The sequence below is a fragment of the Pseudarthrobacter sp. MOO13 genome, from assembly GCF_058267655.1.
The window spans coordinates 19480-43187 of sequence record NZ_CM177848.1; the positions used below are offsets into that span (position 1 = coordinate 19480).

21 protein-coding genes are annotated in these 23708 nt (G+C 66.7%); 13 read left to right on the top strand and 8 right to left on the bottom strand.

Features of this window, described 5'->3' with window-relative positions; all coding sequences use genetic code 11:
- Window position 1 precedes the first annotated feature (1 nt).
- Genes AC4EEO_RS00070 through AC4EEO_RS00090 form a run of 5 tightly spaced genes read left to right on the top strand, consistent with a single transcriptional unit; the run spans window position 2 to window position 4504 of the window.
- Window positions 2-1048 carry a transporter substrate-binding domain-containing protein gene (locus AC4EEO_RS00070; protein ID WP_491339577.1) on the top strand — a complete coding sequence of 349 codons (1047 nt, stop codon included), beginning with the start codon at window positions 2-4 and terminating at the stop codon, window positions 1046-1048.
- Complete coding sequence (locus AC4EEO_RS00075; RefSeq protein ID WP_491339578.1) at window positions 1045-1881, top strand: DUF1684 domain-containing protein; 837 nt, start codon at window positions 1045-1047, stop codon at window positions 1879-1881. The genes AC4EEO_RS00070 and AC4EEO_RS00075 overlap by 4 nt, the downstream gene beginning before the upstream one ends.
- Window positions 1878-2939, top strand: coding sequence for an LLM class oxidoreductase (locus tag AC4EEO_RS00080; RefSeq protein WP_491339579.1), 1062 nt, complete (start codon window positions 1878-1880; stop codon window positions 2937-2939). The genes AC4EEO_RS00075 and AC4EEO_RS00080 overlap by 4 nt, the downstream gene beginning before the upstream one ends.
- A 9-nt stretch (window positions 2940-2948) precedes the next feature.
- Window positions 2949-4322 carry an NtaA/DmoA family FMN-dependent monooxygenase gene (locus tag AC4EEO_RS00085; RefSeq protein WP_491339580.1) on the top strand — a complete coding sequence of 458 codons (1374 nt, stop codon included), beginning with the start codon at window positions 2949-2951 and terminating at the stop codon, window positions 4320-4322.
- A complete protein-coding gene (locus AC4EEO_RS00090; protein WP_491339581.1) occupies window positions 4322-4504 on the top strand; it encodes a hypothetical protein in 183 nt (60 codons plus the stop codon). The genes AC4EEO_RS00085 and AC4EEO_RS00090 overlap by 1 nt, the downstream gene beginning before the upstream one ends.
- Window positions 4505-4718: 214 nt before the next feature.
- Here AC4EEO_RS00090 and dctA read toward each other — a convergent pair whose 3' ends face one another.
- Both dctA and AC4EEO_RS00100 read right to left on the bottom strand, forming a co-directional pair.
- Window positions 4719-6029, bottom strand: a complete 1311-nt coding sequence (gene dctA, locus AC4EEO_RS00095) for a C4-dicarboxylate transporter DctA (RefSeq protein ID WP_018763858.1) — start codon at window positions 6027-6029, stop codon at window positions 4719-4721.
- 56 nt (window positions 6030-6085) lie between these two features.
- Window positions 6086-7228 (bottom strand): PrpF domain-containing protein, encoded by a 1143-nt coding sequence (locus AC4EEO_RS00100; RefSeq protein WP_491339582.1) that lies wholly within the window; start codon window positions 7226-7228, stop codon window positions 6086-6088.
- Window positions 7229-7356: 128 nt separating this feature from the next.
- On the opposite strand from AC4EEO_RS00100, the gene AC4EEO_RS00105 reads away from it, so the two are divergent.
- Window positions 7357-8262, top strand: a complete 906-nt coding sequence (locus tag AC4EEO_RS00105) for a LysR family transcriptional regulator (protein ID WP_109045438.1) — start codon at window positions 7357-7359, stop codon at window positions 8260-8262.
- On the opposite strand, the gene AC4EEO_RS00110 is transcribed toward AC4EEO_RS00105, so the two are convergent.
- From AC4EEO_RS00110 to AC4EEO_RS00130, 5 genes are all read right to left on the bottom strand, one after another.
- Entirely contained in the window at window positions 8243-9274 is a 1032-nt protein-coding gene (locus AC4EEO_RS00110) for a serine hydrolase domain-containing protein (protein WP_491339583.1), read from the bottom strand. The genes AC4EEO_RS00105 and AC4EEO_RS00110 overlap by 20 nt on opposite strands.
- Before the next feature lie 78 nt (window positions 9275-9352).
- Window positions 9353-10471: an ABC transporter substrate-binding protein gene (locus tag AC4EEO_RS00115; protein ID WP_285320207.1), complete on the bottom strand. Its 1119-nt coding sequence runs from the start codon at window positions 10469-10471 to the stop codon at window positions 9353-9355.
- 31 nt (window positions 10472-10502) lie between these two features.
- Entirely contained in the window at window positions 10503-12287 is a 1785-nt protein-coding gene (locus AC4EEO_RS00120) for an ABC transporter permease (RefSeq protein WP_018763863.1), read from the bottom strand.
- The gene (locus tag AC4EEO_RS00125) at window positions 12284-13381 is read right to left on the bottom strand and encodes an ABC transporter ATP-binding protein (RefSeq protein ID WP_109045441.1); all 1098 of its coding nucleotides are present in this window, start codon (window positions 13379-13381) and stop codon (window positions 12284-12286) included. The genes AC4EEO_RS00120 and AC4EEO_RS00125 overlap by 4 nt, the downstream gene beginning before the upstream one ends.
- 39 nt (window positions 13382-13420) lie before the next feature.
- Entirely contained in the window at window positions 13421-14512 is a 1092-nt protein-coding gene (locus AC4EEO_RS00130) for a PrpF domain-containing protein (protein ID WP_285320208.1), read from the bottom strand.
- A gap of 319 nt (window positions 14513-14831) precedes the next feature.
- On the opposite strand from AC4EEO_RS00130, the gene AC4EEO_RS00135 reads away from it, so the two are divergent.
- From AC4EEO_RS00135 to AC4EEO_RS00160, 6 genes are all read left to right on the top strand, one after another.
- Window positions 14832-15500 carry a GntR family transcriptional regulator gene (locus AC4EEO_RS00135; RefSeq protein WP_223992974.1) on the top strand — a complete coding sequence of 223 codons (669 nt, stop codon included), beginning with the start codon at window positions 14832-14834 and terminating at the stop codon, window positions 15498-15500.
- 120 nt (window positions 15501-15620) lie between these two features.
- On the top strand, window positions 15621-17084 hold the full coding sequence (gene tcuA, locus AC4EEO_RS00140) for an FAD-dependent tricarballylate dehydrogenase TcuA (protein WP_285320209.1): 1464 nt from the start codon (window positions 15621-15623) through the stop codon (window positions 17082-17084).
- Between the two features lie 39 nt (window positions 17085-17123).
- Window positions 17124-17759, top strand: a complete 636-nt coding sequence (locus AC4EEO_RS00145) for a GntR family transcriptional regulator (protein WP_285320210.1) — start codon at window positions 17124-17126, stop codon at window positions 17757-17759.
- A 333-nt stretch (window positions 17760-18092) separates the two neighbouring features.
- Window positions 18093-19019 carry an intradiol ring-cleavage dioxygenase gene (locus AC4EEO_RS00150; protein WP_491339584.1) on the top strand — a complete coding sequence of 309 codons (927 nt, stop codon included), beginning with the start codon at window positions 18093-18095 and terminating at the stop codon, window positions 19017-19019.
- Between the two features lie 117 nt (window positions 19020-19136).
- On the top strand, window positions 19137-20603 hold the full coding sequence (locus AC4EEO_RS00155; RefSeq protein WP_491339585.1) for a polysaccharide deacetylase family protein: 1467 nt from the start codon (window positions 19137-19139) through the stop codon (window positions 20601-20603).
- A gap of 81 nt (window positions 20604-20684) precedes the next feature.
- Window positions 20685-21257: an SRPBCC family protein gene (locus AC4EEO_RS00160; RefSeq protein WP_491339586.1), complete on the top strand. Its 573-nt coding sequence runs from the start codon at window positions 20685-20687 to the stop codon at window positions 21255-21257.
- Between the two features lie 106 nt (window positions 21258-21363).
- On the opposite strand, the gene AC4EEO_RS00165 is transcribed toward AC4EEO_RS00160, so the two are convergent.
- Complete coding sequence (locus AC4EEO_RS00165; RefSeq protein ID WP_018763872.1) at window positions 21364-22326, bottom strand: alpha/beta fold hydrolase; 963 nt, start codon at window positions 22324-22326, stop codon at window positions 21364-21366.
- A 184-nt stretch (window positions 22327-22510) separates the two neighbouring features.
- Between AC4EEO_RS00165 and AC4EEO_RS00170 the strand changes: the two genes are divergently transcribed.
- The gene (locus AC4EEO_RS00170) at window positions 22511-23560 is read left to right on the top strand and encodes an LLM class flavin-dependent oxidoreductase (RefSeq protein ID WP_491339587.1); all 1050 of its coding nucleotides are present in this window, start codon (window positions 22511-22513) and stop codon (window positions 23558-23560) included.
- The last annotated feature ends 148 nt before the right edge of the window (window positions 23561-23708 follow it).

Sequence of the window (23708 nt, forward strand, 5' to 3'; positions counted from 1 at the left end):
CATGGCTTTCTCCACCCCCGGCCTCCGCCGCAGCCGCGCGCTCGCGGTGCTTCCCGCCGTCGTCCTCCTTGGCACCGCCGCGCTGGCAGGGTGCGCCGACCCCGGTGCTTCGGCCGCCGGCAACCCCAGCGGCGGCGCGCAGACGACGGCGGCCCGCAACGGCGTGGTCTACAACACGTCCCCGGACCAGCAGCGGATCCGCGCGGAGAAGGACCCGGCGCTCGCCGCCAAGGTTCCCGCCCGGATCAGCAAGGACGGCAAGCTGACGGTGGCCACCACGGCCGGTTCCATCCCGCTGTCCTTCCACGCCACGGACGACAAGACGCCGATCGGCTCCGAGCTGGACATCGCCCAGCTGGTGGCGGACAAACTGGGCCTGGAGCTGGACGTGCAGGTCACGTCCTGGGAGAACTGGCCGCTGAAGACCCAGTCCGGCGATTTTGAGGCCGTCTTCTCCAACGTGGGCGTGAACAAGGACCGGGTGAAACTGTTCGACTTCGCCAGCTACCGCGCCGCCTACATGGGCTTCGAGGCCAAGAAGTCGGCCACCTATGACATCAAGGGCGCGGACGACATCTCCGGCCTGAAGGTCTCCGTTGGGTCCGGCACCAACCAGGAGAAGATCCTGCTGGCCTGGAACAAGGAACTGGAGGCCAAGGGGAAGGCCCCGGCAACGCTGCAGTACTACTCGTCCGACGCCGACACCATCCTGGCGCTCTCCTCCGGCCGGACGGACCTTAACATCGCCCCCTACCCGTCCACCGTGTACCGGGAAAACACCCGGGACGACCTGAAGGTGGTGGGCAAAGTGAACGCAGGCTGGCCGTCCGAAACCCTGGTGGCAGCCACCACCCTGCGCGGCAACGGCCTGGCGCCGGTCATCTCCGAGGCCCTCAACTCGGCCATCAAGGACGGCTCCTACGGCAAGGTCCTGGAGCGCTGGGGCCTGTCCGAGGAAGCCCTGCCCGAATCCAAGACCATCACCGATGAGAATTTCGCGGCCACCCAGGCAACGGCTACCTCCGCACCGTCCGGGAAGGCCTCATGAACGCCGTACACACTGAAACCGCCCTCGAGTCCTTCGACACCGACTGGCAGGAATGGCACGCCGCCCACGAACAGCACCGCGCCCACCCGCACGGCTTCCTGGCGGTGACCCACCTGCACTGGCTGGGCAGCGAACCCGCCCCGCTGGAAGGTGCCCCGGGCACCTGGAGCGTGGCGGCCGACGTCGTCCGCGTCCTTTTGGAACCGGGTGACAGCCTGCAGCAGGACGGCACGGAGCTGAACACCGAAGCCGGCGCATCGCTGGAGTTCGGGCCTGTCGAAGAACGCGGCGGCATCAACCTGGTCTCCGGCGAGACCGTCATTGAACTGGCCAAGCGGGGCGGCGAGTACATCGTGCGGCCGCGTCACCCCGAAAACCCGCTCCTGCAGGCCTACCAAGGCACGCCCACCTACTCCCCGGACGCTGCCTATGCCGTCCGCGGAACCTTCGTGCCGTTCGAGGCGCCGCGCCCCACCACCGTGGGTGCAGCCGTGGAAGGCATCCAGCATGTCTACGAGGCACCCGGGGAAATCCGCTTCAAGCTGGCCGGCCAGGAGCTGGCGCTGACCGCGTTCAACGGCCACGCGCCCGGCTCCCTGTCCGTGCTGTTCACCGACCAGACCTCCGGCAAAACCACCTACGCGGCCAACCGCTCCCTCTCGGTGGTGCCCGCCGCGGACGGGTCCGTGCTGCTGGACTTCAACCGGGCCGTGAACCTGCCGTGCGCCTACACGGACCTGGCCACCTGCCCGCTGCCGCCAGCCGAAAACCGCCTGCCCGTGGCCATCGAAGCCGGCGAAAAGATTCCCTACGAACGTCAGGACCAGCAGTGAGCAACTTTGAAAAGCCGGGCTTCCTGGCGATCGAGCTCGACGGCGCCGGCTGGGACGGTGCGGACCTTGCCCGCGCCGTGCTGGCAGCGGAGTCGGCCGGCTTCCACGCCGCCACCTTCACCGACGCACCGGTTCCCGGCCGGGCCAACGCCCTGCAGCGGGCAGCCTTCGCGGGGCCGGTGACGCACACCATTGCGCTGGTCCCGGAGGTGGACACCGTCTACACCGAGCCCTTCCACGTCTCCACCCAGCTGGCCAGCCTGGATTACGTGTCCCGCGGCCGGGCCGGGTGGATCGCCACCGCCGCCGACGCACCTGAAGCGGCCGCCGCCGTCGGCCGTTCCGCCGTGACCGGCGAGGCGCTGGGGCAGGAAGCGGCCGCCTCCATCGAGGTGTCCCGCCGGCTGTGGGATTCATGGGAGGACGACGCCGTGATCCGCGATGTTGCCACCGGCCGGTACATCGACGTGGACAAGCTGCACTACGTTGATTTCCAGACGCCTGCCGGGTTTGCCGGTGTTGGGTACTCGGTGAAGGGGCCATCCATCATTCCGCGGCCGCTCCAGGGGCAGTTGCCGGTGCTGGTTCCCGCGTCCCTGCTCGGAGAAGTTCCGGCGGACGCGGTGGATGCCGTGCTGGTGTCCGCGCCCGCAGCGGAACTGCTGGCGGCTGAGGTCCCCGACGTCCGGACCCGGGTGGGGACGTCCGTTGCCGTGATCGCCGAGCTCGACGTCGTCCTGGACGCCCGCGGACAGGACGCGGCGGCGCGGGACGCATCGTTCGACGGCGGCCGGGCGGCTTTCGCAGGTTCTGCGGCCGGCCTCACCGACTTCCTCGCCGACCTTCTAAAGGAGGCCGACGGCGTGCGGCTGCACCCGGCGTCGCTCTTTATTGACGTGGAGGAACTGGGCCGGCTGGTCCTTCCGGAACTGCGGCGCCGCGGAGCACTCCGCCCGGTGGCGCAGGACGGAACCTTCCGCGACCTGCTCGGCCTGGAGCGCCCGGCCAGCCGCTATGCAACCGCCGCCGCTGCTGCGCCTGCCGGCGCCGGAAAGTAAGGGAAAAACATGACACAGCACACCCGTGCTAAATCCGAGATCTTCATCCCGAGCGGCCAGATCCAGTTTGGGGTCTTCTTCCAGGGCGTCAACTCGGGCACCATCTGGAAGGCCGCCGAATCGGGCTCGCAGACGGACTTCGAATCGTTCCGCCGGATCGCCCAGACCGCGGAGCGGGGCCTGTTCGCCGCGTTCTTCCTGGGCGAGGGGCTGCGCCTGCGGGAGCACCTGGGCCGCCCGCACGCGCTGGACGTGGTGGGCAGGCCGGATGCACAAACCATGCTCGCCGCCCTGGCGTCGGTGACGAAGAACATCGGCCTGGTGGCGACCCAGAACACCACCTACAACGATCCCGCCGATTTGGCGCACCGGCTCGCCTCCCTGGACCTGATCTCGGGCGGCCGCGCGGCGTGGAACATCGTGACCACTGACAACGCCTGGACCGGTGCGAACTTCCGCCGCGGCGGCTACCTGGACCACGCCGACCGGTACAAGCACGCCGAAGCATTCGTGGAGACAGCCAAGCGGATCTGGGATTCATGGGAGACGCCGGACGGCCCTGCCCGCCGGGTGCTTCATCAGGGGCAGCACTATACGGTGGACGTCACGCCGCGGCTGCCGCGCAGCGCCCAGTACCGGCCGGTGCTGTTCCAGGCCGGCGACTCGCCCGAGGGCCGCAACTTCGCAGCCCGGCAGGCGGACGTGATCTTCTCTGCCCACCCGAAGTTCGACGACGCCGTGGACTTCCGGAAGGACCTCGTGGAGCGGTCCGTGGCCGCTGGCCGTGGCGCCAACGTCGTGCAGATCATGCCGGCCAGCGAGTTCATCCTGGCGCCTACTGCCGCCGAAGCCGCGGAGAAGAAGGAGTGGGTGCGCAGCTTGCAGATCGGCCCGCAGCAGGCCATTGCCTACCTGGAGCAGTTCTGGGGCCGCGAGCTGTCCTCCTACGATCCGGACGGCCCCCTGCCGGAGATCGATCCGGTGGTGGAGGAAACGTCTGAAACCCGGGGCAGTGGTTTCCATGGCGCCAAGGCCCGGCAGCTGGCGGACCAGTGGCGGGCGGAAGCCAAGGACAAGGGGCTGTCCATCCGGCAGTTCGTCACCTCGAAGACCGCGCGGATCGATTCCACGTTCACCGGCTCCTACACTGCCGTGGCCGATCACCTGGCCGAGTACGCGCGGGTGGGGGCGGTGGACGGATTCAACATTTCCCCGTGGCTGATCCCCACCGGCCTGGATGACATCGTGAACCATCTGGTCCCGGAACTCCAGGAACGCGGCGTGTACCCCACCGAGTACCGGGGCAGCACGCTCCGCGAGCACCTGGGGCTGGAAACGCCGGTGCGTACCGCCGATGAGGCCGCCGCGGCGGTCCGCGCCTGATGCGCTGGGCCGGTTTCGTCGGCTGGGCTGGCTTTAATTGGAAGGCTGGTTTTGCCGGACGGGACGACGACGGCGGCAGGGCGGGTGCCGCCGTCGACCCTTCCGTGGGGGCTGGTGCTGTGGTGGCTGGTTCGTCCGGGAGCATCACCCTCAAGCTGACGGTATGGGAGCAGTGGGTGTAGGGCCCGACAGCTGGGCCGCTAGTCGGTTTCCGGGCTCTGGCAGTAGAAGCAGGTGCCTTCATCGCAGTCTTCTGCAATGTCCTGCTCCGTTTGGCGCTGGCTCATTGGCGGGTCCTTTCCGTGTGGGTTTGTGCAGTGGTACCCCGCTCAGGGATCTGCCCGGGACCCGTTCCGGGGTCCCGGGCAAACCCTGGGGTGGTGGCTTGGCGGCCGGTTAGTGGGCCAGGGCCGGTTCGGCCAGCTGAACCTTCTCCGCCTCGGTGGGCACGAAGCCCGCCTGGAGCTCGGAGCGGAGCTTGACCATGTCCAGCTCACCCTGCCACTTGGCGATTGCCACGCAGGAGACGATGTTGCAGACCGTGCTGGTGAGGGCGCGGGCCTCGCTCATGAACCGGTCGATGCCAACGATGAGGGCCACGCCGGCCACCGGCAGGGTGGGCATGACTGTCAGGGTGGCCACCAGGGCCACGAAGCCGCTGCCGGTGACGCCCGCCGCGCCCTTGGAGGTCAGCAGCATCATGCCGAGCATCAGCAGGATCTGGCCCCAGCTCAGGTGGATGTCGCAGGCCTGGGCGATGAACATGGAGGCCAGGGTGAGGTAAATGGCCGTGCCGGTGAGGTTGAAGGAGTAACCGGTGGGGACCACGAGTCCTACAACGCTGCGGTCGCAGCCGATCCGCTCGAGCTTGGACAGCAGGCGCGGCAGGACCGGTTCGCTGGAGGACGTGGCCAGGACGATCAGGAATTCGTCCTTGAAGTAGCGCAGGATCTGCCACAGGCTGAAGCCGGTCACCTTGGCCAGGATGCCCAGGCCGACCACCACGAAGACGATGCAGGCGGCGTAGAAGGCAAGGATCAGCATGCCGAGGTTGCCGATGGAGTGGGCGCCGTACTTGCCCACCGTGAAGGCCATGGCCCCAAAGGCTCCCAGCGGAGCCACCTTCATGATGTAGCCAAACATGATGAAGAGCAGCTTGTTGAAGCTGTTGACCACGTTCAGGGCCAGCTGGCCCGGTGCGCCGAGCTTGCTGAAGGCGAAGCCGCACAGCAGTGCAATGACCAGCACGGGCAGGACTTCACCATCGGCGAAGGCGCCAACGAAGGTGGTGGGGATGATGCTGAGGATGAAGTCCACGGGGTTGCTGCTGGGCAGCTGCGTGGTGTACTTCTGCGCCACCGAGGAGTCCAGATGCGTGGGATCGATGTGCATCCCGGCGCCGGGCTGGAACAGCGTCACCGCGGCCAGGCCCAGGGCCAGGGCGAGTGCCGTCAGCGCGTAGAAGAGGCCCAGCGAACGGATCAGGGTGGGGCCCACCTTCTTGGTGTCCCTCAGCGACGTGATGCCTCCCACGATGGTACAGAACACGATGGGGGCGATCATGAACTTCACGAGTTTCACGAAGCCGTCGCCGATGGGCTTGAGGGACGAACCGAGGTCCGGCCACAGCGCGCCCACAACGACGCCGAGGGCGACTCCGATGAGTACCTGGACATACAGGTGTCCGAGGATGGATTTGATCTTCATTGAACAACTTCCTGGTTGGTGCGGCCCCTTAATGATGGGGCAAAGAGATAGGGGTGTTAGGCAGACAGCTCGGCGGCCGGGGCCACGTCGATATCTGCGGTGGCGATGTGGCGGGCTGCCCGGTGGAGGGCCACTTCGCTGACGGTGCCGGTGTCATCGGTGATAATTTCGGCGGTGATCACGCCGGCAGGTGTCCCGATCCGCAGCAAGCGGGGAGTTCCGGTGCCGGCGGAGGATGATTGGGCTGCTGCGTTGGCTACCACCGACGACGGCAGCGAGGCTGCGAGGGCCACTGCCACGGCTGAGGTGAGGCCGATGGCCGGGTGGGGCGCGAGCATGGACAGCATCCGCACCCGCACGTCGTGGCTTGCGGCGGTGATGGTGGTTCCGTCCGCGGCGATGTAGTCCCCGGCAGGCGCCACAACCCCGACTTTCGGGACAGCGTTCTGCGGCGGATCCTCAGGCTTGCGCAGCCCCATGATCAGGCCTGCTGATGCCCGTGCCGCAATGAGGGTGGGCAACTGCGCGGAGAGGTTGTCCGTCATCGAGGAAAGGTCGACGCCGGCCTGGTCGGCTGCGAGGAGCACGGCAGGGGCGCCGGCGTCCACCATCGTTGCGTCCAGGATCCTGCCGTTGACCTCAAGCTGGTCCACCGTGTTGCCGGTGGGCAGGAGTGCGCCGGTGTTCTGGCCCCAGGGGCCGTGGAACGAGAGGCTGACGGGAACACCGGCGGCGCTGCTGCCCGGAACCCGTGCCAGGCCCGATTTGGGAATGTGGCCGCCGGGAGTTGGAACCGCTCCGCTGAGCACGGCGCCGGAGGTGACGTGGCGCATGCGGACCTTGGTCATGCCGTCCCCGGCGGGAACGATGCCCGTCTGGACTGCGAACAGGGCAATGGCGGTGGCGCAGTTGCCGCAGTTGGAACCCAGCTCAACGGTGGGGTCGCCGATCCCCACCTGGGCGAAAAGGTAGTCGAGGTCTGCCTCCGCGCCAGGGGTGGCCCAGATGACCGCGGCCTTCGACGTGGTGGACGTTCCGCCCCCGACGCCGTCCAGCTGCCGCGCATCCGCTGCGCCGAATGCGGCGGACAGCAGTGCGGGGATGTCCTCGCGGGTGGGGGCGTGGAGGGCCACGTCCCTGGCATCGAAGAGCCAGCACTTGCTGGTGCCGCCCCGGTACCAATGTCCTTTGAGTCCCACTGTATTTCTCCCTCGTAACTTGCAGGTGCCCTACTTCACAGCACCTTGTCCTTCTACGATCCGGGATGGCAGCCTTCAGCACAATCGCAAATAAGTGGACGACTATCTACTTTTGCTAAACTCAATGCATGGCAATCCTTGACCTCCACCGGCTCCATGTGCTCCGCGAGGTGGGCCGTTCCGGCTCCCTGACCTCCGCTGCCGCCGCACTCTCCTTCACCACGTCAGCGGTGTCGCAGCAGATCGCCAAACTCGAGCAGGAGATGGGTGTGGTCCTGATCGAGCGCCACCCGCGGGGCGTGGTCCTGACCGAGGCGGGGCACGCCCTGCTGCACTACGCCGACGAGATCGACAGGACCGTGGAAGCTGCCCGTGCCGAAATGGGGGAGTTCGCGGGCCTTCGGCGCGGCCAACTGCGGCTCGGGACCTTTCCCACCGGCGGGGCCTCCCTGATGCCGGATGTGGTGCTGGCGTTCCGCGCCCGCCATCCGGAGGTGGCGGTAACGGTGGTGAGCGCCCGGCGGGACGGTTTGCTGGAACGGTTGCGGCGGCGGGAAATCGAGCTGACGCTGCTGTGGGACTACCCCTGGCAGCAGATCCAGGATCCTGACTTGACCCTGGCCACGCTGATGAACGATCCAACAATGCTGCTGGTCCCGCGGGAGCATCCCATTGCGAAACTGCGCTCGGTCCGCATCGGCGCATTGAGCGACCAGGAATGGGTGGTGCGCGATGAGCACCCCGTGGCCGATGTCCTCAGCCGGGTATGCCGCGACGCCGGGTTCGAGCCGCGGATCGCCTTCGCGGCCAATGATTACCAGGAGACGCAGGGCATGGTGGCGGCCGGTATCGGGATCGCGCTGGCACCAAGGCTGGCGCTGACGGCCCTGCGCCCCGACGTCGTTGCAGTCCCGCTCGCGGGGGCTCCGAAGCGCCGCATCCTTCTTGCGCACCTGGCAAACAGGAGGCTCAGCCCCGCCGCGCAGCAGGCAACCAAGGTGTTCCGTTCCGTCGCTAAGGGCGCGGCTTCCTGACAATGGATGGGGCCGCCGTCGTACCGTGCCTTTCTGATGCCTGCCGGGCCAGGGGCCCGGCAACCAGCGCCCTGGCAAGGTCCATGAATTCGGAGTGGGTCACCGGAGCGGGGCCTGCCGTCGAGGCAGTTGCCGTGCGGGTGTTCCGTGCGATGGCGAAGCTGTCGCTGACGACGCGCCGGTGCACAATGACGCTCCCGATCGCCGGCAGGACCAGCAGGAACTGGCCGTAGTTGCCCGCAGCCAGGAACGCCCCTTCCCACTGCGGGCCGGATTCCCGGGGGAGCCACCACAGGTAGCCGTAGTCGCAGGTGCCAAAACCGGTGGCCGGCGCCATGTCTGCGCGCCTCACATGGGTGGCCACGCTCTCCCTGACCCATTCCCGGGGGACATGCTGCCGGCCCTGCCACTGGCCGCCGGCAGCCATCAGCAGCCCGATCTTCGCCAGGTCCCGGGCGGAGAGGAAGAAGTGGTAAGCCCGGAAGGCGGACTTTTGGTCGTCCCCGAGCATCTGCTGGCGTGTGGGGACGTAGTCGTCGAACCCCAGCGGACCGGCCAGGTGCTTCTCGAACGCATCGAAGACGGCCAGGCCGCTGGCCTTCTCGAAGATGGCGCCGGCGGCGTTGAAATCCCAGTTGTTGTAGACGAAATATTGCCCGGGTGCCTTTGTGCCACGTATAGGGAAAGCATCCTCGTCACTGCCCGGGCTGGACGGCGGATGGTAGACCCCCGACCGCGACGTCAACAGGTCACGGAGCCGGGCCGTCCGCTCGATGGGCAGCAGGCCGCCCACATCGTCAACACCGAGCTCACCAAGGGTGGCGTCGAGGCTGACCGTGCCGGCGTCCACCTGGATGCCGAAAAGGATGGAGAGCAGGCTCTTGCGCATAGAGGCGATGTAGCTGGCGCGGGTGGTGTCGCCGAGTTCGACGACGGTCCTGCCGTCCTGGAGGACCAGCAGGGACGAGGTGTTCCGGGGTACCGGAAGTGCGGCGGCGTGGACGGCGGTCACAGGGCTCCTGATGGTGGTGTGAAACAAGAAGCCCGGGGACCCGGCGGAGGCCGGGTCCCCGGGCGTGGGATTTCGGGGTTACTTGGTGTAGCCGAAGACCTGGTTCCACTTGGCAAGGTCGTCCTTGCCGTAGGTCGCGGCGTCGGTGTTCTGCATGCGGTAGACCTTGCCGGAATCGACGGCGGGGAGCGTCACGCCCATGATGGTGGGCGGTGCCACGTCGGTGCGGACCGGGTATTCACCGATCTGCGCGAAGACCTGCTGGCCCTGCTTGGAAAGGTTGTAGTTCATGAAGACCTTCGCGGCTTCCACGTTTGTGGCGGTGCCCGTCATGCCCAGGTAGTAGTCGTACGAGACGAGTCCTTCCTCGGGGACGATGAACTTGACCGGAGCCTTGTCCTGGACGGCCGAGATGTTGGTGCCGCTGATGGTGACCGTGCCTACGGCCACTTCACCACGGGCCAGCGCCGTGGCTTCAGCGCCCAGGGAGTCATAGATTTTGGGCTTCTGCGCAGCGTACTTGGCGAAGTAGTCGCCGCCCATCTTGGTTTCCATGAACCTGTTCAGCGCAGCTGTGCTCCCGCCCGAGCCGCCCTGGACGATGCCCAGCTTGCCCTGCCACTTCCCGCCGACGGCATCCGCCCATGACTTGGGGGCATCGGCTTCCTTCACCAACTGGGTGTTGTAGCCCAGGGTGTAGACGGAGTTGAACATGCGGGTGAACTGGCCGCCGTCCACGGAAACGTCCTTGAGGGCCGAGGCACCGGGTACGTCGTAGGCCTTCCAGACCTTGGCGTCCTCCATGGACTTGGCAATCCGGTAGTCGGACGTGCGGATGACGTCGGCGCTGAGCTTGCCGGCACCCTGCTCGGACAGTACGCGCTCGGAGAGCTTGTTCGGGGTGAGCCGGACGACGTTGACCTTGATGCCGGTGTCCTTGGTGAAGGCGTCCACCAGCGCGCTTTCGGAGGAGTCGGTGTAGCCGGAGTACAGGGACAGGGTTTGCGATTTTGCCTTCTCGTACGTGGCCTTGTCCGCGATGGACTCGCCGTTGATCACCAGTCCGTCATCGGTGCTTACGGTGGCGGTGGCCGTGACCACGCCGGCACTCTGGGCGGGGCTTCCGCAGCCGGCAAGGCTGAGGGCTAGCAATACTCCGGCTGCGGTGAAAGCGGGCAGTTTGGACGCTAACTTCATTGTGGTGTCCCTTTCAAAGGTGGGTGGGAGGTCAGTTCTTGGTCTTGCGTTCGCCGCCGACTTTTTGGGCGATGACGGCGAGGATTCCGATGACGAGGCAGTACAGGACGCTGACGGCGGCAGCTGCCTGGCTCTGGCCGTTGTCGAAGTTGTCGAAGACGAGGATGGACAGGATCCGGGTGTTCGAGGTGAAGAGGAAGATGGAGGCGCTGAGCTCACGCATGGAGAGCATGAGGAACAGCAGGAACGAGGACATGATGCCGACGCGCATCAGGGGCAGGGTGACATCCAGTACGGACCGGGTCCGCCCGGCGCCGAGCATCACGGCGCTGTCTTCGAGGTCCTGGTCCATCTGGAGCATTGACGCGGAGACACCGCGGTATCCCTGCGGCATGAACACGGCCACGCAGGCGACGGCGAGGATCGCCAGGGTGCCGTAGATGGGCAGGGGCAGCAGCAGCCAGGTCCAGAGCAGTCCGATGCCCATGACGATGGCGGGGACGGCGAGAGGGGTCATGGCCACCAGCTCGATCAGGCGTCCCACCTTGGACTTGGTGCGGTACCGGATGTAGGAGGCGATGAAGCTGAGGGTGGTTCCGGCGAAGGCTGCGATCAGGGCCACCAGGACACTGTTCTTCAGGGCGAGCTGGAAGTCGTTGGATCCCAGGACCTCGATCAGCTTCGCGAAGCTAAGGGAGTTGGCTTCGAGCAGCTGCGACATCGAGGACACGAACGGGGTGGCCTGCATCGAAGCGGCCAGCAGGGCCAGCATCGGCAGGACCACCGAAACGGCGAAGTAGGCCAGGGCCAGGATGGTGAACGGCCAGCGCATCTTGCGAAGCGGCACCTGGCGGGGACGGTTGCCCTTGCCGGTCATGGTGGTGAATTTGCGCTTGTTGATGATGCGCTGCTGGATGAGGGTCACGGCCATCAGCGCAACGGTCAGGATCACGGCGACACTCGCCGCCTGGTTGCTCTTGGCGGGCGTGGCGCTCATAAGGCGGTAGATGTAGGTGGGCAGGGTGTCCACGCCGGCGGGGTTGCCGATGACCTGGGCCACGGGGAAGTTCTCCATGGTCAAGGCGAAGACCAGGACGGCGGAGCCCAGGATGGCCGGCAGGGCCAGGGGCAGGGTGACGGTACGCAGCATGGTGCGCAGTGGCGCCCCGTGGACGGTGGCGGCCTCTTCGAGGTCGGCGTTCATCATAGACAGCGAGCTGTGCAGCAGCAGGAAAGCGTACGGGGCGTAAAAGATTCCCAGCACGAACACCAGGCCCGGCAGGCTGTAGATGTTGATGGCGGCATCAATGCCCAGGTCGCGGAGGAAGATGTTGATGTACCCGGCGCTGGGCGAGCACAGGAGGGACCAGGCCAATGCGCCCACCAAAGCGGGAATGAACATCGGCGCCATCCCGATGAAGAAAATGAACTTCCGCAACGGCGCATCGGAGCGGGCACACACGAAGGCCAGGAATGCCCCGATCAGCAGGGCGACGATCGCTGAGCCGGCACCGACCATGAGCGAGTTGACCAGGGCCCCGAGTGCTTCCGGGGTGGCCAGCAGTGCCAGGTTGGACAGTGTCAGGCCGCCCAGCGAGATGCTGCCGGGCCGGGGAACGCTGTCCGAGAAGGCGGCGAGCAGGACGAGGGCAAGAGGAAGAACGATGAGGACGCCGAGGATGACCAGGACGATCAGGCCCGGCGTGTTCTTTCGGAGGCCTGAAAGGGTCCGGGCTGCACGGTAGTCCCGGGGCGCCGGCGTGGGTGCGAGGCGGGCGTCGGCGCGGGTGGCCGCCTCGGTGGTCTTGAGGCTCATGCGAGGACCTCAGCCGGCAGGATCTGGACTTCGCGGGGGTTGACGGTCACCCACACGCGGTCCCCCACTTTGTGCTGTTCGCCGCGGCGCAGTCCCCCCAGGGCGTCCAGCTCGGGCCCGGATTCCAGCTGGATGGCGTACCGGATGTCGTTGCCCTGGAAGCCCGCCACGCGGACCGTTCCCGGCCATGAGTTGGGGTGTTCGGTGGGCATGGCGGTGATCTGCAGGTCCTCGGCCCGGATGCATACCTTGGGGGATGTGCCGGCGTCGCTGGCCTGCTGCGCCGACTGGATGGTGAGCTCGCTGTTGGTGATGCGTGCGGTGGTGGACCCGGTGGCGGTGCCCTCCGGGGTGCAGTCCATGATGTTGGAAACACCCAGGAAGTGGGCGATCGAAGCGCTGGCGGGTGCCTCGTACATGTGCTGCGGGGCGCCCATCTGGACAATCCGGCCGCCCTGGAGCAGGGCGATGCGGTCTGCCAGTGCGAAGGCTTCGTGCTGGTCGTGGGTGACGTACACACAGGTGAGCCCCAGCTGGAGCTGGATTTCACGCAGTTCAACGCGGAGCCGGTCACGCAGGCGGGCGTCAAGGTTGGAGAGCGGTTCGTCGAGCATGAGCACGCTGGGCCGCATGACCAAGCTGCGCGCCAGCGCGACGCGCTGCATCTGGCCGCCGCTGAGCAGGCTGGCGCCGCGGTCCGCGTAGGGCTCCAGGCCCACCAGCGTGAGGGCCTCCATGACGCGCTCATCGATTTCGCTCTTGGACAGCTTCTTCTGCTTGAGCGAGTAGGCAACGTTCTGGGCCACCGTCATGTGCGGCCATACCGCGTAGGACTGGAAGACCATGCCGACGTTGCGCTTGTTCGGGGGCAGGTTGATGCCCTTTTCGGAGTCGAAGACCACCACGTCGTCGATGATGATCCGCCCCGACGTGGGTTCCTCCAGGCCGGCGATGCAGCGCATGGTGCTGGTCTTGCCGCAACCGGACTGGCCCAGCAGGACGAGGGCCTCGCCGTCTTCGATGTCGAGGTTGAGGTTTTCGATGGCAGTGAAGCTTCCGTACTTCAGCTGCAGGTTTTGAATGCTGATTTTCATGGCTGATTCCTTGGCTGGGTTTTTCCGGTAGGGGTTTCTTCAGTCACTGGGCACCAGAATGGTGCTTTCGCTGATGACGCGGGCCGAGCGTTGAAAGGAGACTTCGGTGGGATCGGCTGCATCCAATGCCAGCGCCGTCTTGCCTCTCAGCAGGTGGATAAAGAGTCCGGCCTCCGCAGCCGAAACCAGGCTGCGCTGCACCACGCTGCCTGCTGTTCCTGAGGCGGCAGCGACGGCGACAGCGCTGGTGAGGCCGATGGCGGGGTGGAGTGCGGTCATCGAGATCATCCGGGCGGAAACGCCGGTTGTTCCTTCCGGCGGAGGCCCCACGATGCCCACCTTCGGAATGGAGCTGAGGTCCTGCGGCAGGCCCATCCTGCGGGCGGCCGCAGCGCGCAGCCGCGGAGCGATCCGGACCAGCGCCTCCAAAGCTTCCTCGCTGCCGGTTGCATCCAGCCCCAGGTCCTGTGCGGCAAAGAGTGCGGCCGGCGCGCCTGCGTCGATCAGCGTCGCCTGGTACCGCTGCCCGTCGACCTCAAGCTCATCGATGGCGTTGCCTGTAGGGAACTGTGCTCCGTAAGTGGACCATGAGGTTTTCTGGAAGATGACATCGATGGGGACGCCGGGGTAATGCTGGCCGTCAAGTCGCCGCCCGCCGTAGGCTGGCACCTTGGCCCCTGGTGTGGGGATCTCGCAAATCAGGCGCAGCCCGGTCACGGTGTTCAGGATGGGTACCCGGGTGACTTCCCCTGTGGGAGCGACCAGCCCGGCGTGGAGCGCGTACAGACCCAGCGCCGTTGCGCAGTTGCCGCAGTTGCTGGCCCACTCGACTGCCGGCTTGTCGATGGCCACCTGGGCGAACCTGTAGCGGACCGTTCCGTCCGGGTCGGTGCCGGCCACGGTGATGGCCTTGCTGGTGGTTGACGAGGCGCCGCCGACTCCGTCGATTTGGCGGAGGTCCGGCGAACCGAAGGTGCGGATAAGGAGGCGGTCCGTCTCCAGGGCGTCAGACGGAAGGTCCTCGTCCCGGAATATCCAGCATTTGCTGGTGCCGCCACGGACGAGGGTGGCCGGCACCGGGGTGACGGGGAGGGTGCCGGCCTGCGGCTCTTCCCTGGATAGAAGCGTCATTGGTTCTCCTGAAAATACCCGTGCCACCGTGTGCAGCCGCCGGGTGAATGTTCAAAGCTGAGCAAACCAGAATCCGGTACATGCCCTGCTGTATGGCGTTGGTCACAAACGGTATACCGTTGGTATGACTTAAGCAACAGTCCCTCGAATATGAATACCGACAAGGTGGTTTGGCGGGCTTCCTGCTGCAGCGGGTGTGCCGAAAATCGGCACGGTGTTCACAGCGCGCCGAAACGGTATGCAGTGCGATAGAATTGCGGCTAAAGGTATGGCGCCGGCGCGTCCTGCCGCTTGTTTGCATGAAGACCGGAGGCCGCCCGTGGCGTCGCAACCAGAGACAAGCCCCTACCTGATGATCAGGAACGCCATCATCTCGCAGGAGCTGCCTCCCCGTGCCCAGCTCGTTGAAAGCGCCCTGGCCAAGAAGTACAACGTCTCCCGGACGCCCATCAGGGAAGCCTTGCGGCGCCTCGAAACCGAGGGGCTCGTGGAGCGGTACGGTTCGCGAATGCAGGTGCGGGAGTACCGCCCGGAGGAGATGCTGGACCTCTACGAGGTGCGGACCTTCCTGGAGGAGGCGGCCGCAAAAACCGCGGCTCTCCGGCACACCGACATGGACCTGATGCTGATCGACCGCGCCCACCAGGCCATGGTCACCCTTGATTTCGATGCTGCCACTCCGGCTGAGCTGGCCGCCGCCAACCGCACCTTCCATGAGCGCATCTGGGCCGCCAGCCACAGCGCCGCCCTCCTTGACCTGCTGGACCGGATCCTGGTCCACTTCATCCGCTACCCCGGCACCACGCTCTCCACCAAGGAGCGCTGGGACCGCGTGCTGAAGGAGCATGAGGAGCTGTTGGTGGCCATCCGCGCACGGAACGCGGAGGAAGCCGGCCGCATCGCCAGCGCCCACATGGACGAGGCAAAGAACATCCGCATCCAGATGTACATCGACGCCCAGGAAATCAGCCACCCGCGCCTGGGGTAGCCGCAAATCCCGGTAATAAACCGCTCCCGCCGAGCCCGTTAAGCCTGCGCCAAGACGCTATTGCATGCGACGGCATACCTATGTATACAATCGTGTACAGCGATGGAGCTGAGGAGACTGATGATGATCAAGAGCGACGTTTTGGTGGTTGGCGGCGGCAACGCCGGATTTGCGGCAGCCCTTGCAGCCGCCGAGCGTGGACGCAAAGTGGTCCTGCTCGAAAAGGCGCGGGAAGCCGCATCGGGCGGCAACAGCTTCTACACCGCCGGCGCCACCCGCATCTCCCATGACGGGCTCCAGGAGCTGACCGAATTCGTGGAGCCTGACGAGCGGCACGCCGTCAGTGAAGTCCCCGCCTATACCGCTGCCGAGTACCTTGCCGATCTGTCCAAGGTCTCTGAAGGGCGCAACGACCCCGAGTTGTCCGCGGTCCTGGTCAGCGAAAGCAACCCGACATTGCGTTGGCTTCACGGCATGGGACTCAAATACCGGCTGATGTATGAGCGCCAGGCGTACCGGACCCAGGACGGTGGGTATCTGTTCTGGGGCGGGCTGCACGTGGGCAACGTGGGAGGCGGAAAGGGGCTCATGACCGACCATCGGGCGGCCGCGGAGCGCATGGGCGTTGAGGTCATCTATGACTGCGCAGCCACCGGACTGATCCAGGAGGACGGCCGCGTCCGCGGAGTCCGGTACCGCACCTCATCCGGAGAAGGTGAGCTCCGGGCCGAGTCGGTCATCCTCGCCTCGGGAGGTTTTGAAGCATCACCTGAACTGCGCCGCCAACACCTGGGGGAGGGCTGGCAGAACGCGAAGGTACGCGGCACACCGGGCAACACGGGTGAGATGATCGTCGCCGCATTGGACGCCGGCGCGGCCAGGGGCGGCGATTGGTCAACCTGCCACAGCGTCGCCTGGGACGCCTGGCACCCGGAGAACGAGGGCAACCTGGAACTCACCAACCAGCTCACCCGTGGCGGGTACCCGCTGGGCATCGTGGTGAACAGCGACGGGAAGCGGTTCGTGGACGAGGGCGCCGACTACCGCAACTACACCTATGCGAAGTACGGCCGGGACATTCTTGCCCAGCCGGGCTCCGCCGCCTTCCAGATCTTTGACGCTTCCTCCCGTCCCATGCTGCGAGCGGAGGAGTACGACATGCCGGGGGTTTCGGTGGTCACTGCGCCGAGTCTTGCCGAGCTGGCACAGAAGGCCGGCATCAGCCCTGAGGGGCTGGAGGAGACGGTGAAGAGCTTTAATGATTCGATCACCGAGGGCGCCCCGTTTGATCCCAACGTCAAGGACGGGCGCCGGGCGGATACCCAGCCGCCGAAGAGCAACTGGGCCCGAAGCATCGCCACCGGCCCGTACTACGCGTTCCCGGTAACCTGCGGCATCACCTTCACATTCGGCGGCCTCAAGACAGACACCTGGGGACGCGTGCTGACCGAAGACGCAGGGCCGCTTGATGGGCTCTATGCCTGTGGTGAAGCCTTGGGTGGTTTGTTCAGCGGAAACTACCCCGGCGGCTCCGGGCTTGCGGCGGGAGCCGTCTTCGGCCGCCGCGCAGGCTCCATCGCCTAGGCAGCCCAGCAACCCCACCAGCAACGGAAAGAGGAAAAAGTGGCCATTCCCATCCACCAGCGGCTTCGCGAGGATGTCCTCGCAAGCGTCTTTGCGCCTGACGAGCCGCTCACGGAGGCCAAGCTCACCGAGCGGTACGGGGCCTCCCGGACACCGGTGCGGGAGGCGCTGCAGCGGCTGGAACAGGACGGACTGGTGGAACGGCGCGGCAAGGCGGTGGTGGTCCGAACGCATTCAGCCGAGGAGATCATCGACATCTACGAGTCGAGGATCATCCTGGAGCAGGCCGCCGCGGCCAAGGCTGCCGTCAAGGCAACCGCCCTGGACCGGCAGCTGCTCACGGGGCTGCTGACGCAGATGCAGCAGCTGGACCCCAGCGACGGCCGGGCGCTCGCGGAAACCAACCGCGCCTTCCATACCCAGCTGTGGCGCGCCACCCACAGCCCGTCGCTGATCGGACTGCTCGAACGCCTGGACCAACAGGTCCGCCGGTACACGCTCACCACCCTGACCTACCCGGGGCGGTGGCCGGTGGTGCTGGCGGATTACGCCGACCTGCTGGCCGCCATAGGGGACGGCAATTCCGCCCTCGCCGGGGAGATCGCGGCCCGCCACATGTCGGACGCCTTGAACATCAGGTTGAAGATGTACGCCGAAGATCCCAGGACGCTCTAGGCCGCGCCGACGGCCGCGGGTGTTCCGCACAAAGACCCGCCGGCAGATGTTCCTGCATACTCCATCGCAACAGGAAACCCGAAAGTCGGGCGCAGGTCATCAGCCGGTGCAAAGAGGCGGGGCAGGCTCCCAAGGGCCTGCCCCGCCTCGCTTTTTCCGGCACCTCGTGCGCCGGGCTGCTATTGCTGGAACGGACGACGACGGCGGCGGGGTGGGTGCCGTCGTCGAGCCTTCCATGGGGCAGGTTCCGGCAGCATGAAGCCCGCCAGGACGCACAGCAAGGGCACAGATACCACCAGTCCCCGGCATAGCCTCATGCGGTTTCCTTGGACCATGACCACTTCACGCACACCCGATCAGCCCGACGTCGACCAGCCCCATCCCAACCATGACCGCGGGCTGGAGTTCGATCTGACCACCCTGATGAGCCGCCGCACCCTGGGGCTGTTCCTGGGTGCAGGCGGGGCGGCCGCCGCGCTCGCCGCCTGCACCCCTGCCGGAACCACGGGGTCCACGTCGTCGGCTACGACGTCAGCCACTTCTTCGGCGGCGTCTTCAGGTTCCGTCGCAGCATCCACGGGCTCCGCTGCCGCCTCGGCCACGCCAGCGCTGACGCGGGCCATCGCCGAATGCGGGGTGGAGATTCCGGAGGAAACGGCGGGCCCCTACCCAGGCGACGGCTCCAACGGGCCGAACGTCCTGGAAGCCTCCGGCGTGGTGCGCCGGGACATCACCTCAAGCTTCGGCAGCGCGTCAGCGACGGCGGAGGGCGTGCCGCTGACGTTCACGCTGACCCTCCTGGACAACGCCAACGGCTGCACCCCGATGGCCGGCGCCGCGGTGTACGCCTGGCACTGTGACCGGGACGGGAAGTACTCGATGTACGACTCCAGCCTGAAGAACGAGAACTACCTTCGCGGCGTGCAGGAAGCGGACGCCAACGGGCAGGTCACCTTTACGTCCATCTTCCCGGCCGCCTACTCCGGGCGCTGGCCGCACATCCACTTTGAGGTCTTCGAGTCCATGAACAATGCCACCTCTGCCGGACAGGTGCTGGCCGTCTCCCAGATCGCCCTGCCCAAGGCGGCCTGCGACGACGTCTATGCCACCCCCGGATACGAAAAGAGCGTCACCAACATGACCCGCACCACCCTGCAGTCGGACAACGTGTTCGGGGACGACGGCGGCATCTACCAGCTGGCGACCATGACCGGCTCGGCGGCGGCCGGCTACACGGCGGGGCTCAACGTGACCATCTAGCGCGCCGGCGCTCCCCGGTTCCAGGCAACGCCCCCCGGGTTTCACCATCCGGGCTCTTCAGTAAGGGACAATCGAAGGGTCAACACCTGAGGAGCGTGCGGATCGATGGGGCTGGGGATGGGGCGCACCCGCGGGAGCGTAGCTGCCGCCTGCCTGCATGTCCTCCTGGCGGCGATTTGCGTAGCGGCTCTCGTCTGCGGTGGTGACAGCATGGCCGGTGCGCCGTACCCGGCGTTGCACGCCCACGAACGGGTTTCCAGCCAACCGGAGACCGTGGCGTTGCCCCAGCCGCTCTCGGATGCGCTGGACGGGCCGGTGGAGGTGCCCGGCGGGTACGGGATGGCCTTGACGGCCCACGTGGGGGAGCACCACGTGCATGCGTCCTGGACCTACGTTGACGGGGTGCCGGGGTTGAACACGCATGTTGACTCGTGGCTGCTGGGACTCCTCGATGCCGCTGCCCCGGCGGGTGGCCGGTACCGGCCCGCGATGGCGCTGAACGCACAGCAGCCCGCGGGCCAGGAGCTGACGGTGTCCGCGGCGCCCGTTCAGGCTGCGGGAACAGTGATTGTTGTCCGCCAAAAAGTGAAGACGTCCGGGACGGGCGGGACCGTCTCAGAGCGATCCGAAACCGTCTATGTTGACACGGTTTCCGGGGCTGTCCGTGGTGGCGCGGAGCTGGTGCGGCCGGAGGCGGTTCCGGGCATCCAGTCGCGCATGGTGGGCGTTCCAGCGCAGATCGCCACCCCCGTCCGGCAGGACATCCCGGTAGGCGACCTGGTCCTGAAACCGTCCGGGGAGCTGGCGGTGTCCGCGGAGGTTCCGGGAAACCCCGGGGGCAACGTGACCTTGACCATGAACGCCGCCGATGCCGGCGCGGTGCTCAGCGACTACGGCCGGCAGGTCCTGGGGCAGCTGAACGCCGCCGCCGTCCCGCGTCCCGCGACAGCGCCGGCAGCCAGGCACGTGAACTGCGACATCGTCCCGTGCGCTGCCTTGACGTACGACGACGGGCCGGACGCCCGCACTACGCCGGAGCTTTTGGCCATCCTGGCAGAGCGGAAGGCCCAGGCCACGTTCTTCATGACCGGGTCCAATACGGCCGCCAACCCGGCAACCGCGAAGCAGGTGGCCGACGCCGGCTTCGCGATCGGCAACCACACGTTCAGCCACCCTTACCTGACCAAGCTGCCCACCCCCGCAGTCAAGAAGGAGATGGAGCGTACGGACGCCGCCATCCTGGCCGCGACCGGCTCCACCCCGGTCATGATGCGGCCGCCCTACGGCGCGGCCGATGCCGCAGTGCAGGGCGCTGTGGGCAAGCCACTCATCATCTGGGCCGTGGACTCACTGGACTGGCAGAGCAAGAACCCGGCAGTGTTCGTGCCCAAAGTGCTCAAGGAGATCACGCCCGGCGCGGTGGTGCTCATGCATGACGTGCAGCCGACGACGATCGCCGGGCAACAGGAGCTGATTTCCACGCTGCAGGCCCAGGGCTACCAGCTGGTGTCCGTCCCGCAGCTCTTCGAGGGAACGCCCTTGGTCCCGGGCCATGTGTACAGGTCCCGGCCCGTGCGCCAGTAGGCGTTTTACGGGCACCCGTTGACCGCAAACAGGGGCGTGAGTACTGTGGGCCGCCTATTCATCCTCGCCGTGGAGGCACCTATGGCCGGCACTTCGACCAGCAGCACTGACTACGAATTCCTGACTGTCTGGCGGGTGGCGGGAACCCCTCGGGAGGTCACGGACATCTTGGGCGATGCCGGCACGCTTCCCCGCTGGTGGCCGTCGGTGTATCTGGCTGTTGAGCAGTTGGATCCGGGCAATCCGGACGGCACCGGGAAGGCGTTCTTCCTCCACACCAAGGGCTGGCTGCCGTACACGCTCAAGTGGCAGCTCACCGTCACCGAGCCCGTCACGGAGCACGGATTCGCCATCTCGGCCCGGGGCGACCTCAACGGCGCCGGCCGCTGGACCTTTGAGCAGGACGGCCCCGAAACGGTGGTCACCTACGACTGGCGGGTCAGCACGGCAAAGCCACTGTTGCGCCGGCTGAGTTGGCTGCTCAAGCCGGCCTTTGCCGCGAACCACCGGTGGGCGATGGCCCGCGGGCAGGAGGCGCTGGCGTTGGAGCTGCGGCGACGGCGGCCGGGCGCCGACCCTGCCAAGATTCCGGCGCCCGCGGGGCCCACCTTTTCACGGCTGCCCCGCTGGCCGGGGAAGGCACGGCAGGCCTGACGTACCGGACTGCCTTGGCTGGAAGGTTCGACGACGGCGGCGGGGTTAGTGCCGTCGTCGTACCTTTCCGCCGGGGTGCTTTCCTCCGGGACGGCCAGCCTGCTGCCTACGGGGCTGGGGAATCCTGCCGCTGGGTGACGCGCTGGATGAATTCGACCGTTTCGCGCTCGGTTTCGGCGCGGGTGGTGGGTTCGTTGTGCACCTCGTGCCGGACGCCGGGGAAGACGCGGGCGCGGACGTCCGCGTGGCCCGAATCGGTGAGGCGGTTGGCCACGTGGTAGGCGCCTTCGCCGTAGTTGGTCACGGGGTCCTGGTCGCCGGCGAGGATGAGGACGGGGAGGTCCGCGGGGAGCTGTTTGTACCAGTCGTCGGAATTGACGTGGTCGTAGAGGTCCACGAAGCCTTGCAGGAACCGGGCGCTCAGGGGTGCGCCGAAGTTGTTGAAGGGGTCCCTGGCGTGGTCGGCCACGACGTCGGCGTCCAGCGCCACCCAGGCCGTGGGGCCGGGATTGTCGCCGAAGCGGCCCAGGAAACCATCGAACAGCTGGCCCACGAGGTCCTGCGGTGCGGCGTCCGCTGCGCCGGCGCCGGAGGCAAGCCGCGCCAGTTCCGGCCGGTTGATCGTTGTTTCGATGCCGCGCATTTGGGCGGCGATGCCGCACAGGATCAAGCCGGACAGCTGAGCCTGTGGGTCCACTGCCATGCCGCGCGCGATCATGGAGCCCCAGCTGTGGCCGAACACCACGTAGGGAAGCTGGGGGAGGGCCGCCCTGGCTTTGGCCTGGAGCGTGAGCTCGTCCGCGACCACCACCTTGGCGGCGTCCTCGCCGGCGTCGCCCCAGGTGCCCTGCTGCATGGCGGTGCGGCCGTGCCCGGCGTGGTCACCTGCCACCACGATGAATCCGGCGTCCACCAGCGTGGAGATGAGGTGGAGGTAGCGGCGGGAGTGCTCGCCGAGCCCGTGGACCAGCTGCACGATTGCCTTGGGCTGGCCGATGGGTTCGTAGACCCAGGCCTGGATGGTGTCGCGGCCGTTGGCGGACGTGAATTCGATTTCCTGCAGTGACATGTATTCCTCCTGTGGCGGCGCCGTCGCCTGCCCGTGGTGAGCCTAACCCGTGTGCGGACACGTCCGTCAAGGGTGAGGGTGCTTCTGGCGGAGCCTTGGGGGCGGCGGGACATGTTGGTTCATCCGGTGGCCCACGGCCTAGTCTGAAAAACAGTCACGTTCCCTGATCACTTGGAGGAAGCCGATGCCGCATCCCACTCGTCCCCTGCGGAAGCTGGGGTTCCTCACGATTGGCTTGTTCGATCCCGCTGATCCAGCTGCCGGCCACGAGTCGACCTTGCAGATCATTGAACTGGGGGAGCGGCTGGGGTTCGACAGTGCCTGGCTGCGGCACCGGCACCTGCAGTTCGGGATTTCTTCGCCTGTGGCCGTGATGGCGGCCGCGAGCCAGCGCACTTCGAGGATTGAGCTTGGTACTGCCGTGACGCCGCTGGGGTGGGAGAACCCGCTTCGCCTGGCGGAGGATCTGGCCACCGTGGACCTGCTAGCCGGTGGACGGATCAACCCCGGCGTAAGCGTGGGGGAGCCGATGCAGTACGACACAGTGAAGCATGAGCTGTACCCGGATACGGCGGACCTGGAGGATTTCAGCTACGCCCGGGTGGAGCGGTTTGCGCGTCTGGTGGCGGGTGAGCGGGTGCGTGAATTCTCGGGCAAGCAAGGGGTGGTGGAGGAGTTCTCCAACCGTGTGGAGCCGCATTCGCCCGGGCTGCGGGACCGGCTGTGGTACGGGGCCGGGAGTACAAAGTCAGCGGTATGGGCGGGTTCTCATGGATTCAACCTGCTCTCCAGCAGCGTGATCTTCCCCGACAAGGACCAGGAACCGGACTTCGCTTTGGTCCAGCAGTCCCAGATCCGGGCGTTCCGCGAAGCGGCTGCTGCCGCCGGACATGTTCAGGCGCGGGTTTCGCAGGGGCTGGTGGTGATCCCTACTGACTCGGCGACTGCTGCCCAGCGGGAGAAGTACCAGCGGTATGTTGACGAACGCACTCCGCGCACGGCTTCTCCGCAGGGGCCGCGGGGCATGATGTTCGCTGCTGATCTGATCGGCACCAGCGAGGAGATCGCGGAGCAGCTGTACGCCCACGCAGGGTTCCGGGAAGTGGATGAGGTGGCCTTCGCCCTGCCCTTCAGCTTCGACCACGAGGACTACGTGCAGATCCTGACGGACATGGCGGGGAAGCTCGGGCCGGTGTTGGGGTGGGATCCAAGTCGCGGCAGGGCGGCGTCGTAGGCATCCTGGGTTGGTCGACAAGCCCGCACAAGAAGCTGTTGTCATGCAGCGGGAAGGCGGGGCAACCTGAACGGGAATGTCGAGGAAACGAAGGTCGGGATGCGTCGGTGAAGGTGGTCGGCTGCTAAAGCGAGGTGGAGGAGCATCC